This is a genomic window from Vibrio celticus (assembly GCF_024347335.1).
Lineage (GTDB): Bacteria > Pseudomonadota > Gammaproteobacteria > Enterobacterales > Vibrionaceae > Vibrio > Vibrio celticus.
Window position 1 is genome coordinate 947,284 of the sequence record NZ_AP025463.1, and the last position, 15,122, is coordinate 962,405.

10 protein-coding genes and 1 pseudogene are annotated in these 15,122 nt (G+C 44.9%); 8 read left to right on the plus strand and 3 right to left on the minus strand.

Translation table 11 applies throughout. The annotated features are described in order from the left end of the window. Positions 1 to 211 precede the first annotated feature (211 nt). Positions 212 to 1,297 (plus strand): chorismate synthase, encoded by a 1,086-nt coding sequence (gene aroC / locus OCV19_RS04520; protein ID WP_004734182.1) that lies wholly within the window; start codon positions 212 to 214, stop codon positions 1,295 to 1,297. Between the two features lie 158 nt (positions 1,298 to 1,455). Here aroC and OCV19_RS04525 read toward each other — a convergent pair whose 3' ends face one another. Continuing rightward, positions 1,456 to 2,079: a trimeric intracellular cation channel family protein gene (locus OCV19_RS04525; RefSeq protein ID WP_004734183.1), complete on the minus strand. Its 624-nt coding sequence runs from the start codon at positions 2,077 to 2,079 to the stop codon at positions 1,456 to 1,458. Positions 2,080 to 2,377: 298 nt separating this feature from the next. Between OCV19_RS04525 and OCV19_RS04530 the strand changes: the two genes are divergently transcribed. From OCV19_RS04530 to OCV19_RS04540, 3 genes are all read left to right on the plus strand, one after another. Continuing rightward, positions 2,378 to 2,908 (plus strand): elongation factor P hydroxylase, encoded by a 531-nt coding sequence (locus OCV19_RS04530; protein WP_065675635.1) that lies wholly within the window; start codon positions 2,378 to 2,380, stop codon positions 2,906 to 2,908. A 9-nt stretch (positions 2,909 to 2,917) separates the two neighbouring features. Further along, on the plus strand, positions 2,918 to 3,181 hold the full coding sequence (locus OCV19_RS04535) for a YfcL family protein (protein WP_017632537.1): 264 nt from the start codon (positions 2,918 to 2,920) through the stop codon (positions 3,179 to 3,181). Positions 3,182 to 3,356: 175 nt separating this feature from the next. After that, the gene (locus tag OCV19_RS04540; protein ID WP_017632536.1) at positions 3,357 to 3,878 is read left to right on the plus strand and encodes an NADPH-dependent FMN reductase; all 522 of its coding nucleotides are present in this window, start codon (positions 3,357 to 3,359) and stop codon (positions 3,876 to 3,878) included. 120 nt (positions 3,879 to 3,998) lie between these two features. Here the strand turns inward: OCV19_RS04540 and mnmC are convergent, their stop codons facing one another. Continuing rightward, entirely contained in the window at positions 3,999 to 6,149 is a 2,151-nt protein-coding gene (mnmC, locus tag OCV19_RS04545; RefSeq protein ID WP_083994268.1) for a bifunctional tRNA (5-methylaminomethyl-2-thiouridine)(34)-methyltransferase MnmD/FAD-dependent 5-carboxymethylaminomethyl-2-thiouridine(34) oxidoreductase MnmC, read from the minus strand. A 56-nt stretch (positions 6,150 to 6,205) separates the two neighbouring features. Between mnmC and fabB the strand changes: the two genes are divergently transcribed. After that, complete coding sequence (gene fabB / locus OCV19_RS04550) at positions 6,206 to 7,417, plus strand: beta-ketoacyl-ACP synthase I (RefSeq protein WP_048660829.1); 1,212 nt, start codon at positions 6,206 to 6,208, stop codon at positions 7,415 to 7,417. 72 nt (positions 7,418 to 7,489) lie between these two features. Here the strand turns inward: fabB and OCV19_RS24875 are convergent. Continuing rightward, positions 7,490 to 7,830, minus strand: a pseudogene (locus OCV19_RS24875) (hypothetical protein). Between the two features lie 86 nt (positions 7,831 to 7,916). On the opposite strand from OCV19_RS24875, the gene OCV19_RS04555 reads away from it, so the two are divergent. The 3 genes from OCV19_RS04555 (at position 7,917) to OCV19_RS04565 (ending at position 15,017) form a co-directional block, all read left to right on the plus strand. Beyond that, positions 7,917 to 9,050, plus strand: a complete 1,134-nt coding sequence (locus OCV19_RS04555) for a 4-phosphoerythronate dehydrogenase (RefSeq protein WP_065675637.1) — start codon at positions 7,917 to 7,919, stop codon at positions 9,048 to 9,050. 12 nt (positions 9,051 to 9,062) lie between these two features. After that, positions 9,063 to 10,076 (plus strand): aspartate-semialdehyde dehydrogenase, encoded by a 1,014-nt coding sequence (locus OCV19_RS04560; RefSeq protein ID WP_017062350.1) that lies wholly within the window; start codon positions 9,063 to 9,065, stop codon positions 10,074 to 10,076. A gap of 207 nt (positions 10,077 to 10,283) precedes the next feature. Further along, positions 10,284 to 15,017, plus strand: a complete 4,734-nt coding sequence (locus tag OCV19_RS04565; protein ID WP_065675638.1) for a FimV/HubP family polar landmark protein — start codon at positions 10,284 to 10,286, stop codon at positions 15,015 to 15,017. Positions 15,018 to 15,122: the final 105 nt, after the last annotated feature.

The following is a 15,122-nucleotide window of genomic DNA, read 5'->3' on the forward strand; positions in this document are numbered from 1 at the left end:
ATTATTGAGTCATACCTTAATAGATTGAAAGGGAGCCCACGATAGGGCTTCCTTTTTTATTTTTCGATAAACTGACAATTGTTCGTTTTTTGGGGTTTACATCATTTGGTAATAAAGCCACTATGAATTCACGAAGAATAGACAAGTAAAGCTATTTGCCAGTCGGTTTAGGAATCAAGCCTTCTGCTCAATAGCTGATTTAGAGGAAGTAATGGCAGGAAACAGTATCGGACAACATTTCCGCGTGACCACGTTCGGAGAAAGTCACGGTATCGCACTAGGATGTATCGTAGATGGGTGCCCACCAGGATTAGAAATTACCGAAGCAGACCTTCAAAGAGATTTGGATCGTCGTCGCCCTGGTACTTCTCGTTATACAACGGCTCGCCGTGAAGCGGATGAAGTGAAAATCTTATCAGGTGTATTTGAAGGCCAAACTACGGGCACTTCTATTGGTCTATTGATTGAAAATACAGACCAACGCTCTAAAGACTATTCCGAAATTAAAGACAAGTTCCGCCCTGGACACGCTGACTATACGTACCATCAAAAGTACGGTGTGCGTGATTACCGTGGCGGTGGTCGTTCTTCAGCTCGTGAAACTGCAATGCGTGTAGCGGCAGGTGCAATTGCGAAGAAATACCTAAAACAAGAATTTGGTGTTGAAATCCAAGCTTACCTTTCTCAAATGGGTGACATCTCAATTGATAAAGTGGATTGGAACGAGATTGAAAACAACGCTTTCTTCTGCCCTGATGCCGACAAAGTACCGGAATTTGACCAACTGATTCGTGACTTGCTAAAAGAAGGCAACTCGATCGGTGCGAAGATTCAAGTGGTTGCGACTAAAGTGCCTGTAGGCCTTGGTGAGCCAATCTTTGACCGTCTAGATGCAGACATCGCGCACGCTCTAATGAGCATCAATGCGGTGAAAGGTGTTGAGATTGGTGATGGTTTTGATGTGGTTAATCAACGCGGTAGTGAACACCGTGATCCATTAACTCCAGAAGGTTTCAGCAGCAACCATGCTGGCGGTATCTTAGGTGGTATTTCTACTGGCCAAGATATTGTGGCAAGCATTGCGCTTAAACCAACCTCAAGCATTACCGTTCCTGGTGACACGATCACTAAAGACGGCGAAGCAACGCAGCTAATCACGAAAGGTCGTCATGATCCATGTGTTGGTATCCGTGCGGTGCCGATCGCAGAAGCAATGTTAGCGATTGTATTGCTTGATCACTTGCTACGTCACCGTGGTCAAAACTTTGGTGTGACAACTGAAACGCCAAAAATCTAGTTCTGCTTCGTTTAATTCAGAACAGATTTGAAACTGATTTGATAAAAACAAAAAGGGTTGCTTCGTAATGAAGCAACCCTTTTTCACATTAGCAGGATTATTCGTCCAGTCAGCGAGCATCAATATTAACGATCGCTCTCAATACTGACTCTAAGCGATTAATGCACTGAACTTTCAGGATCAAGCTGGAACGAAGGCAAACGCCATTTGAATCTTACAGCCGCCATGCGCAGCAAGTAACCAACTACAAGCGTCACAATGGTCGCTGTTACGTCGTTGATGCCAAGCTCAAGCAAACCTAGGTACAAACCTGAAGCGACAAGTGCGACAGACGCATACAGCTCTTCATGTAACACCAATGGTGTTTGACGACAGATAAGGTCGCGTAGCAAGCCACCAAATACACCTGTCACTAATGCTGATACCATGCAAATCATCGGGTGCAGACCCATGGTCATCGCTACTTTGGTACCAATGATACTGAATACAATCAGGCCTAAGGCATCCAAGCGAATGAATAGCCCTTTGAGCTTGATTACCCATTTAGCCAGTCCGGTTGTAATAACACCTGCGATACAGGTGATTGCCAGATACTGCGGGTTTTCGACCCAACCTAAAGGGTAATGGCCAAGTAAGATATCTCGCACCGTGCCGCCGCCAATTGCCGTTGCACTCGCAACCAACATTACACCAAACCAATCCATTTTTTGTTTGCCAGCACTGAGAGCGCCGGTCATGGCTTCTGCCGTGATGCCAATGATATACAAAACACTTAGTAGCATTGCTGTAGCTCTATAATTTAGGTCTATAAACTCGAGTCTTATAGGCCTTAGGGATATAAAATGAAGCGCGAGTGTAGTAGTAAAAATGCTTGTTGACGAATGAATATTTGTACCGTGAATGGGCGTTTCAGATTAGCTAAACTAATCATTCACCTTAAAGTGGTGTAATCTGGGAATGGCAATCGATTGTCACTGCAAAGTATAATGGCGAACCCGATGTCATTACGCTTGATAGGGCTTTACCGAGCGCTTAAAAAAAAGCAAAATGCCCCAGTTATTTTTACTTAAATTTGATTTTATGACACACCAATACTCAGACATTATCGATATCTTCAATCAGACCTTTTTTGAAAGCTTTAATACCAAACTAGAGCTAGGGGCTGATGAGCCGATCTATTTGCCTGCTGATGATACTATCCCACACCATCGAATCGTGTTCGCACGTGGCTTTTACGCCTCTGCACTCCATGAGATCGCACACTGGTGCGTTGCTGGGCCTGAGCGTCGTTTACTGGAAGATTTTGGCTATTGGTATGAACCTGATGGTCGAACGGAATCGGTTCAAGCTGAGTTTGAAAAAGTAGAAATTCGCCCACAAGCGTATGAATGGATTATTGCGATGAGCGCAGGCTTTCCTTTTAATGTCAGCTGTGACAATCTACACGGCGATTTTGAGCCAGATCGTTTGGCCTTTATGAATAAAGTACATAGCGAAGTTATGGGTATCTTTGAAGTGGGCTTTCCGCCTCGCGTAAAAATGCTCTCTGAAGCATTACGCAGCTTCTACGATGTAGAACCTTTATGTACTAGCCAATTTATTGTGAAATAAGAGAATATTATGATTATCGAATTTGAAGAAAAACTACTTGAAGTAATTGATGCTCGCATTGAAAACGCATCAGACGATGAACTGTTTGCTGGTGGTTACTTACGTGGTCATATTTCTCTGTCAGTGGCTTCATGTGAAGAAGAAGGCATTGAAGACGTAGCTGAAGTAAAAGCACGCATCGAGAAGAGCCTAGATGACGCTCGCTCTGAACTAACGCCAGCAGATCGCACCATCGTTAATGACCTTTGGGTTGAACTGCAAAACCAAGCTTAATAGCTAACAATTTATCACTATCCGCTCAGTCCCTTCCTTTCCATTTTGCTGAGCTGTTAATTATTTGAGACTCATTCGAAATTTTTGAATGAGTCCGTTCAATCCTTGTGATGGTTCCATTTTCTGACTACGTTATTCTAATCCCACTTAACGGATTTACAGAAAAGGTCACATCATGAAAGTTATCGCATTCGGCGCAAGCACAAGCTCTACTTCTATCAACAAAACTCTAGCAACTTACGCAGCTAACTTGATTGAAGGTGCTGAAGTTAAAGTTCTAAACATCAACGATTACAACGTTCCTATGTTCAGTGAAGACACTGAAAAAGAGATTGGCCAAGCGGAAGGCGCACAAGCATTCTTACGTGATTTAGCTGAAGCAGATGCGTTTGTTATCTCTTTTGCTGAGCACAACGGCCACTACCCAGCTGCGTACAAAAACCTATTTGATTGGGCGACACGCATTGAGCGCTCTGTGTTTGGCGAGAAGCCGGCGGTTTACCTAGCGACTTCACCTGGCCCAGGCGGTGCACAAACGGTACTTGGCGCAGCAACAGGTTCAGCGCCATACTTTGGCGGAAACGTAAAAGCGTCAGTTTCAGTACCAAGCTTCTACGATAACTTTGATTTTGAGTCTGGTTCTATCAGCAACGAAGAGATTGCTCAGCAGATCAAAGACGCGGTTGCTAAGCTGTAAATACAAGTTAGATCAACACGAACAACAAAAAGCCCGAGGGACATAATGTCGCTCGGGCTTTTTAGCTTTTAGTTTCAGGTATTTCCAATATTTAGATATTCAGAATAGTTGAACTAGAAACTACTGATTTGTTTTTGAGTGCTTATCTGCAACCCAGCCAGCGGTTAATGCTTTACCTTTACGCAGCCTGCGTACCCACATTCTGCTTGGGTGAATCGCTTCAAGCACATCGACAGGTAAGGGAAGCGGATCGCCACAAATTTGTGATGCTAACACTTCAGCCAATAATGGCGCAGAGCTCAAGCCACGTGAGCCTAATCCGATAAAACAGTATAGGTTAGGGAAGCTTGTCACCGTTTCAACATCATCAACCGAGTCACGCTGTGGGTTAAAGTTGTGTAGATCTTGGTACTGATCTTTAATGGCTTCGAAATCGCCCACATTGCCAACAAATGGCAAGTGGTCACGGCTCACGCTACGGATACCTTGGCGCGCTAGGTTGCTACTGGTATCGACATCTTTTGTCCATGCTTGGTCTGGCAGTGACCCATGCAGACGCTCGCCATTATGTTGCTGAACCTCAATATCAAACTCTTGGTCGATGTTGGTTTTGTCGTAGTTTGCGCCAATACAATGGTGTCCATTGTTTGGGTTTTGTGGTGTTAAGTAACCATCAAAGCACAACACGGTTTTTAGTTTACTGAGGTTATCCGTGGTCGGAATGTGGCTCACTTGACCTTTAACCGGTGTCAGTGGTACTGGCTGAGTCTGCTCAAACTGAGTGAACTTGTGGCCGTTCGCAACCACCACTTGGTCATGCTTGGTTTGAATCTCACCTTGTGGTGTCTCAATGATGAGCAACCATTGTTGTTCAGTTTCGAGCCACTCTAGTTGAGTCACTTGATGTTGATAGTGAGTGCTAACTTGGTGGGTCTCTTCTAACTTCCCGATCAGGCCTTGTGTCAGTTGCAGAGGGCTCAACCAACCACCCAGTGGGAAGTAAACACTCTCTTTATCGACCGGTAGGCCAATCTTTTCATTCGCTTGTTCTGGCGATAAACGCTGAATCAAATCTGTATGGAAATTGCCTTCCAACATGCGGTTGAGCTTTTTAGTGGAGCCTTCGTCCCACATCAAAATGTTCACGCCACACCAACTGTGGTCAAACTGAATAGATTGCGCCGCCTGATTAATGAACTGGCGAGCAAACAGTAAGCCTGGTCCAAACACGCGAGACACGTTCGAGGTGGCTTCGCTTAACAATGGATAAATCGCACCTTGATTGTTACCAGAGGCATTGCCCGCAGCTTGTAGGTGTTCACAATAAAGGGTGATGTTTTTACCACGACGACTTAGCGTTTTGGCTAATGCAGCACTGGCTACGCCACCACCAATAATCGCAATGTCCTGTGATTCTTTGTGTTGAGCGAGGCCATACCAAGGTGTGATGTTGGTGTGAGCATGCTTCTCGCCAAGTCGGCCGGCAATCATTTCGCGCTTAGTACCAAAGCCTTTAACCTTCTTCATCTCAAAGCCAGCTTCAATCAAACCGCGACGCACAAAGCCAGCCGCGGTAAAAGTGGCACAGCTACAATCTTGCTTGGCCAGCTTTGCCATGCCATTGAATAGGTTTTGGTTCCACATCTCTGGGTTTTTGCTTGGGGCGAATCCATCTAGGAACCATGCATCTACCAAACCTTGCTTTGGTGTAGGCACATTTGGCATACAATCTTTAATATCACCAAACCATAAATCAAGCGTGATCGCGCCATCACCCAGCACAATACGGTGACATTCAGGCAGGGCTATAGGGTAGTGTTGTTGGAGTTGCATCGCATACTCTGCCAATTCTGGCCACGCTTGATGCGCTTTGATGAGATCCTCTTTATTTAAAGGATATTTTTCAAAACTGATGAAATGTAACTCTTTGGTCATCGCTTGTGGGTTATCTTTAATAAAAGCATCGAACCATTGCCAGACTGCAAGAAAGTTCAAACCAGTACCAAAGCCGGTTTCAGCGATCACAAAACGGCGTTGTTCATGTTCAAGCCAACGCTCTGGAAGGTGGTTTTGCTTTAAAAAGACGTAGCGAGTTTCTTCTAAACCGTTAACATTGGAGAAGTAAACGTCGTCAAATTGGTCTGAAACTGGCGTGCCAGACTCATTCCATTCCAGTTCTGCATTAGTAATTGAAGTCATAAAATCTATCATTTTGTGATTTGAAGCGATATGTTGGTAGGGATTGTACGAATTTCTAGGAAAGCTGACCACTTTTGTTAGGCTTCTTAGTTATCATCTAGCTGAATTTAGAATTATAGGAATGTCACATGAAACGAGTCGTAATCACCGGTATGGGTATTGTTTCAAGTATCGGTAACAACGTCGAAGAAGTTTTAGCATCACTGAAAGAGGGTAAATCTGGTATTACCGCTTCAGAGCAGTTCAAGGAAAATGGCTTGCGCTCTCAAGTATGGGGTAACCTAAAAATGAACCCTGCTGACCATATCGACCGCAAAAAAATGCGCTTTATGGGTGATGCAGCGGCATTCGCTTATCTTTCAATGGAGCAAGCAATTGCTGATTCTGGTTTAACTGAAGATCAAGTATCTAATGACCGCACGGGTATCGTTGCGGGTTCAGGTGGTGCTTCATCTCTAAACCAAGTAAACGCGGTAGACATCATCCGTGAGAAAGGCGTGAAGCGCGTTGGTCCATACATGGTGCCACGTACAATGGCTTCTACGGTTTCTGCTTGTCTAGCAACTCCTTTCAAAATCCGTGGTGTGAACTACTCTATGAGCTCTGCATGTGCGACATCTGCACACTGTATTGGTCACGCAATGGAGCTTATCCAACTTGGTAAGCAAGACGTTGTATTCGCTGGTGGCGGTGAAGAACTTGATTGGTCTCTGACTATGATGTTCGACGCAATGGGCGCACTTTCTACTAAGTACAACGACACGCCAGAACTGGCTTCTCGTACTTACGATGCAGACCGTGACGGTTTCGTTATCTCTGGTGGCGGCGGCATGCTAGTTATCGAAGAACTTGAGCACGCTGTTGCTCGTGGCGCGAAAATTTACGGTGAAATCGTAGGCTACGGCGCAACTTCAGATGGCTACGACATGGTTGCTCCTTCTGGTGAAGGTGCGGTTCGTTGTATGAAGATGGCAATGCAAAACGTTGATGGCGTTGACTACGTGAACACTCACGGTACTTCAACTCCAGTTGGCGACGTGAAAGAGCTAGGTGCTATCCAAGAAGTATTTGGTGGCAACAGCCCAGCAATTTCTGCAACTAAAGCGATGACAGGTCACGCTCTAGGTGCTGCTGGTGTACACGAAGCAATTTACTCAACGCTAATGCTAGACAATGGCTTTATTGCTCCAAGCATTAACGTTTCTAACCTAGACGAAGCTGCTGCTGGCCTAGATATTGTAACTGAAGCTCGTGAGCAAGAGCTAACAACGGTTATGTCTAACAGCTTTGGTTTCGGCGGTACGAACGCAACGCTAGTAATCAAAAAGTACCAAGCTTAATTTAGGCTTGAGTCAGATATACAAAGGTTAATCGTTAACGGGTTACGCGAGTGTAGATTCAACACGCACAGGTCACCCAGTAATAATGACCATCAGAACAAAGTTTTTAGACGTAGGTTTGTAAACGTGTTTTTTAAACATAGTTTTTAAATCTGGGTTTAGAGATTGAAAGGTTTCCAGAGCTTGATCAGTAGTGACTTAGTTAGTACTGGTTGAACAGACGCAAGACTCTGTCTCCTGGAGAGCGAGATAGGATCCTTTTGTTCTGGATGTTTGCCCGATTGTTTATTCAATCGGGCATTTTTCGTTTTAGTCTTCTGACTTTAGTTTTCTAATTTCAGGTAGTCGTTCTTATTACTGCTTTTGCTTGTGCAGACTAGGCGATTCAACCCTTTATTTATAATGTATTCCAATTGCTACTCGACACCGTGTGTGGAATTTTGCACAATCATTTCAATTCACATTTAGGTCGATAGACCCCAACAAAAGTACTCGCCAAATGAAAATCTTAATCGACGAAAATATGCCTTATGCTGAAGCGCTTTTTAGCCAGCTAGGGGAAGTGACAATGAAGTCTGGTCGCACATTAACGGCTGACGACCTAGTTGACGTAGACGCTTTGATGATTCGCTCTGTCACCAAGGTGAACGAGTCATTGATCAGCAAAGCCAACAAGCTGAAGTTTGTCGGGACTGCGACGGCTGGTATGGATCACGTTGACCAAGAATTGATGAAAGAGCGTGGCATTTTCTTTACTGCGGCTCCTGGCTGTAACAAGGTGGGTGTTGCTGAGTACGCGTTCAGTGCGATGATGGTTCTTGCGCAGCAGCAAGGCTTCTCTGTTTTTGATAAAACGGTTGGTATTATCGGCTGTGGTCAAGTGGGCAGTTACTTAGCGAAATGCCTTGAGGGTATTGGTATTAAAGTTGTGCTGAACGATCCTCTAAAACAGCAAGAGGGTGATACTCGCGAATTTACTGAGCTAGATACTCTGCTTGAGCAGTCAGACGTCATCACTCTGCATACGCCAATCACTAAGACAGGTGAGTTCCCAACGCATCATTTGATCAATGAGCAAGTACTGAACAATTTACGTGCTGACCAAATTCTGATTAATGCGGCTCGTGGCCCAGTTGTTGATAACCAAGCGTTAAAAGCTCGCCTGCAAAAAGCCGATGGTTTTACCGCAGTTCTTGATGTGTTTGAGTTTGAACCTGAAGTCGACTTTGAGCTTCTTCCGTTACTCGCTTTTGCAACTCCTCACGTAGCGGGCTACGGTTTAGAGGGTAAAGCGCGTGGTACCACGATGATCTTCAACAGTTATTGTGAGTTTTTAGGTACTGAACAGCGTGCGTATGCAAGCGACTTATTGCCGACAGCGCCTGTACCTCAAATGAAATTAGATAGAGCTTGGGATGAAGCAACACTGCACAATTTGACTCAGTTGATCTATGATGTGCGCAAAGACGACGCCTTATTCCGTCGCAATATCGCTACGCCGGGTTCTTTTGACAAGATGCGTAAAGAATATTGGGACCGCAGAGAGTACAGTGCAGTCGAGTTAACGGGCGACGAATCTTGTAATTTAACGCCGTTATCTAAACTCGGTTTTATGGTAAAGCCAACTTTATAAAAGAGAGAAACAATGAGCCAAGAATTTAATATTGCTATTTTAGGTGCGACTGGTGCGGTTGGTGAAACCATTCTTGAAGTACTTAAAGAGCGTAAATTCCCTGTCGGTGAAATGCACTTACTAGCAAGTGAACGTAGTGAAGGCAAAACTTCCCGTTTTAACGGCAAAACAATACAAGTACAAAACGTAGAAGACTTCGATTGGTCTCAAGTACATATTGCGTTTTTCTCTGCAGGTAGCGAGCTTTCGGAGCGTTGGGCTCCAATTGCAGCTGATGAAGGTGTTGTTGTTATCGATAATACATCACGTTTCCGTTACGAATACGATGTTCCTCTGGTTGTGCCTGAGGTGAACCCTGAAGCAATTGCTGAGTTCCGTAACCGTAACATCATCGCGAACCCTAACTGCTCGACTATCCAAATGGTAGTCGCTCTGAAACCAATTCACGATGAAGTGGGCCTTGAGCGTATTAACGTTTCAACTTACCAATCTGTGTCTGGTGCAGGTAAGCCTGGTATCGATGAGCTAGCGGGTCAAACGGCTAAGCTTCTTAATGGTATGCCAGCTGAAAATTCAGCGTTCTCACAGCAGATCGCGTTCAACTGTATTCCTCAAATCGATGAATTTACAGAGAACGGCTACACGCGTGAAGAGATGAAGATGGTTTGGGAAACTCAAAAAATCTTTGCTGACTCTTCAATCACAGTGAACCCGACTTGTGTTCGCGTACCAGTATTCTACGGTCACGCAGAATCTCTACACATTGAAACTCGCGCACCAATCGGTGCAGAGCAAGTGGTTCAGCTTCTAGAGAACACGGAAGGTGTTGAAGTTTTCCAAGCGCTAGACTTCCCAACTCAAGTTCGTGATGCAGGTGGTAAAGACCACGTAATGGTTGGTCGTATTCGTAACGACATCAGCCATCACAGCGGCGTGAACATGTGGGTTGTAGCTGATAACGTTCGTAAAGGTGCGGCAACAAACGCAGTTCAAATCGCTGAAGTTCTGATTCGCGATTACTTCTAAGCTTTATTGCTTTGATAAACAAGCCTCACTCTTTAGTGGGGCTTTTTTAATCGATTAAAAATATTGTTAGTCAAATTGTGTGAAATTGCTGCGAATATTGTTGCTGCAACACATTTTTTGTTTTCATCTCTATAGTTTTACGTCATTTATCCGATATATTTAATAGATCATCACTTTTCCGAATTTAAGCACCTAGCTGAGCCTTTTATGTTTCAAATTTTCAAGCCGTGGTTAATGCCTTTTGCCTTTATCATTGCGACTCAGATTTCCGTTGTTCGTGCAGATTCCATTCGAGTTGTAGGGCCTAATGGTCAGATACAATCAGCGCCTACGTTTTCAGAACCTCTTCAAAGAGCGCAATCGAATAGCGCTGAGCCTTCACGTTTCTATGGTCCAACTCGCGGCTCAGAGACATTGTGGTCTATTGCTTCAAAGTTACGCCCTGATAACTCCGTTTCAGTCCAACAAACCCTGTTGGCTATTTATCGCTTAAACCCACAAGCGTTTGAAAACCAGAATATCCATAGTCTGCTGCCTGCCAGCAATTTACGTGTGCCTTCTTTAGAGCAAACACGTGCAAGTTCGACGCAGCAAGCTATCAACATCATGAACTCACATCTTGCTAAGCTTGATGCTCCTGCGAGCAAGCCTGTCGCTTCAAAACCAAAAACCTCGAGTTCTGATGCAAAAAATACTACTCCTGCCAAGCAAGTAAGCTCTGCTGAAACTGCAAAAAAACCATTGTCTCTAACTCAGTCTTCTCTAGAACAATCCGCTCCAACCCAAGAGATGAACAAGTTAGAGAAGCAGCTAGAGCTTTCAGAAACTGAACTCTTGTCACTTGAAGAGAAAAACCACCAACTTCGTTTGATGTTGTCGAATGTTCAATCGGAAGTTGATGAACTAAAAACTGAGCTCAGTGATGAAGACCGCATTCGTAGCGAAGTGGAAAAGCTGCTTGATGAAGAGCGCAGAAAGAACGCCGAAATTGAAAAGATGGCACCAAGTGCCATGGACGAATTGTTATCGAATGGTTGGTTAGTGGCGGCTCTTGCGATTATTCCAGGTCTGCTACTTGGTTTGATCATTGTGATGTTGTTAGGCCGTCGTTCTAAAAATGATGAGCAACAGCAAACTACTCAAGAGCAACCGATTCAGCCAGAACCAAGCGTCGTCGCGCCTATTGCATTGGGCGACGAGATGGATGACCTTAACGAGCTGTCGTTAGACGATGATTTGTTCGGTACGGAAGATGACGCCAACAAGTTGTTTGACGATCAAGCGCTAGCTGAAGAAGACGATGTCTTTGCCGGCTTAGATGAATCTGATCTCGATTTCAATCTAGATGGTGAAGACGATGACCCGTTTGCCAGCATTGGCGAAAACGGTGATTTAGACACCAACTTCGATGATCTTGATTTAGACAGCAGTAACGGCATTAGTGTTAATGGCGAAGAGAAGGCTCTTGGTCTTGAAGAGATGGAGCGCGCGCTCGATAAAACCGCGGAAAGCGCACTTGATACAGATGAAGTCGATTTTGACCTTTCTGATGATAACGCAATGTCTGCTGATGACATTGAAGCCTTGTTATCTCAAGAGGGTGAAACTGAGGACTTAGGCTCTAACGAGCTAGACCAATCTTTATTAGATGATCTGTTTGCTCTTGATGACGAAGATGATGACAGCTTTGATATTGATGCGTTGATTTCGGAAGAGCAAAGTAATTCGCCGTCTAACACTGAAGCACCAGCAAGCGATGATTTTGACATTGATGCACTTATCTCAGAGCAACAAAGCGATACCAAGCCTGCTGATTTGAGCAATGACGATTTTGATATTGATGCTCTAATCTCTGAACAACAGAGCTCTGAGCCTGCGTCACCGCCAGCAAATGACGATATTGATGACATCTTTGCCCAGGTTGCCGCTCAGAACGATCAAGCGAATGACCCTTTCAACCTCGATAACGACGATGAGATTGCCACTAACCTAAACAGTGGTTTAGCGTCTGATGATGATATCGAAAACATTTTGTCTCGGTTCGATAAGCCAATCGTAGATGAAGAACCTCAAGACAGCGTTGACCTGCTTGATGTGCAATTGGCTGGGGATGACGTTGATCTAAGTCACTCGACCGACCTTCTTGATGAAATGTTGGAAGACGAATCGGGTGATGAGTCTGAAAGTGAGCCTTTAGGTTTTGATTCATTATCTGAACTTGAAGAGCTTTCTGGTTTATCGACCGATGATGACCTAAACATCGCAGAAGACAGCACGGAAACCTTAGATGAATTGATAGGTGATTCTGACGATGATGATTTCGAACTTGATGCCGACAGTACCGACTTATTGGATGACTTCCTTGATAGTGAATTGTCAGATGATGGGCTGTCAGCAGACGAAGCAGATGCCCCAAAAGCGGAATCTTTAGACCCTTTTGATGACTTACTGACAAGTGGCATTGAAGACGAGCTTGAATCTGAAGAGAAGGCGTTTGATAAAGAGCTAGACGTAGCCTTTGGTTTTGCTAACGGCAACGATGAACCTGAAATGGGCTCAGACGTTGACCTTACTCCGTTAACCTCAGAAAAATCTGAAGTTGAGCCTGAGCAAGCGTCGGATATTAGTGAAACACCACAATCTGAAGCCGTTAGTGATGAATCGTTAGATTCGGAACTGATCCAAGAAAGTGCTGACGTTAAGCCAGAAAATGATGAAGACTTTAATCGTGATGACTTTATCGATGATTTGTTCGGTGTCGCACCGGCAACGGATGCTTTACTTGATGACTCGCTAGAAACGACAGACGAAGCGTTGATTGATGAGTTAATGACTTCTGATGACAACGATTCGCTGCCAGCGACAGAAGAGCCTGCTGAACCATCTCTTGAAAATACGGTTGAATCAGAGCAAGCGCATTTTTCAAACAGCAACGAAGTATCATCGGAAGAAAGCGCATCATCGGTTGAAGATGATGAACTGTATATCGACTCGCTGTTATCTGAGAATTCTGATTTTGACAAACCAGATTTTGAAGAGCGAGTTCAAGAAGAAACCGCACAACAAGAACCAGAGCCGAAAGAAGCCGACGTCCAAGAGCAGCGTGAAGACATCGCTGCTAGCTTTGAAGATCAAGCTTCACCATCCTCTTTAAATGATATCTCTGAAGATGATGAAGAGACGGTTGAAGATTGGTTGGCTGAAGCGATCGACGATGTAGAGTCTCCAGCGAACATCGACTCTGATTTCGACTTTGAGCCTAAAATTCAAGGTAGCGATGAATTTGAAGATGTCGTTGAATCCTTGCCAGAGCCAGAGCCAGAGCCAGAGCGAGAGCGAGAGCGAGAGCCAGAGCCAGTTCGAGCTGCAAATATGCCAGAGATCATTCCAAATGAATTCGGCGTACCACAAGACGACGATTGGCTGATTGAAGACGAGGCGTCTGAACCAGAAGTATTAGCGGAAACTGACGTAACACCAGAGCTAGTGACACCAGTCGCTGAACCTCAGTTAGATGCTGAACCGCAAGTTGAAGCTACACCACAAGCGGAAGTAGCAGAACAAGCTGAAGTTCTAGGACAAGAAAGCGAAGAAGAATTCTCGTTTGACGACTTCGAGTTACCTGAGTTTGGCGAAGAAGACGCACTGGCGGAAGCTGATGCTGAATCAACATCAGAGGCAGCAACGCCTGATATCGACTCTCAACCAAGTGTTGAATCGCAACCAACCGCTGAGCCTCAGCTAGAGGCTGCACTACAGGCTGAAACTGCGAAACCAGAAAGCGAAGAAGAGTTCTCGTTTGATGACTTCGAACTCCCAGAGTTTGGTGAAGAAGACGCGTTAGCTGAAGTGGTGAGTGAACCAGATGAAGCGCAGCTAGAGCAAGACTTAGCGCCTGACACCGAGAAGTTCGAGTTCGATGACCTTGATCTTCCTGAGTACGATGAAGAAAGCGCAAAAGCGGACTCTGTTTTAGATGATATTGAGCAAAGCAATGCTGAGCCGGTAGCGGAAGACCAAGGCGTAGAGTTTGATGAGTTTGATTTGCCTGAATACGGTGAAGATGAAGCGATCTCCGATGCGTTTGCAGAGAAACCGACACCACTGACCTCTTTCAGCCCACAAGGCGAAGAGCAAGATGCGTTGCATGATCTGTTCTCAAATCCGCAGAGCTACAGTCAGGCTGATGATTTCTCGAACGCAGAAGACTCTGAACCGGCTGGCTTTTCACAGCCAGAACAATCACTGAGCGCGGCTTCAGAGCCAAACTCAACGCCTGCAGCGGTTCAAGACGAGCCACTAGAAGGCTTTGATGACTTTGATGAGACAGCATTAGCTGAGTTGCTTTCTGAAGATGTTCAAGACTCTGTCGACAACATGTTCGATAAGCCATTGGATGCAACATCGATTGATAGTGCAGGGCTAGATATTGATGCCATGCTAGAGGTTGGCGGCGAAGACTGGAAAGGTTTTAACCTAGCGCCAGAGCAACAATCGAGCATGCATAATGATGTGCCTGATGACCAACAAGAGATTTGGGCGTCGGCTGAACAGCAAGCTGAACCGAAGATCAAAGAAGAGAATTGGGCTCAACAAGACAACCTAACCGAATCAGGCAACAGTCGTGATAAGCAGTACATGACCATTGATGAACTGATGGCTCAAGTCGAGCAAGAAGGTGAAGAGGTCATTAATCCAGATGATGAAGAGCTTAAACTGGATGTTGGCCTAAATGAATTCCCAGACGTTATCGGCGACATTGGCAACTATGATGTTGATAGCAATGCAGAGGCTGCAGGTAAGCTTGATTTGGCTAAAATTTACATCGAGATGAGTGACTCGCAAGGTGCAATTAAGCTTCTAGAAGAGGCAATCGTTGACGGTAGCGATGATATTCGTCGAGAGGCAAAAAACCTGATCGATTCGTTAAACGGTCGATAAATTAAAAATCATAAAGGGTAGCGTTGGCTACCCTTTGTTTTAAGGCGATACAGAGCGCTATTGTATTATTTGGTTTCTTAAAAGTATCGTCTCGGTCGATGCTGA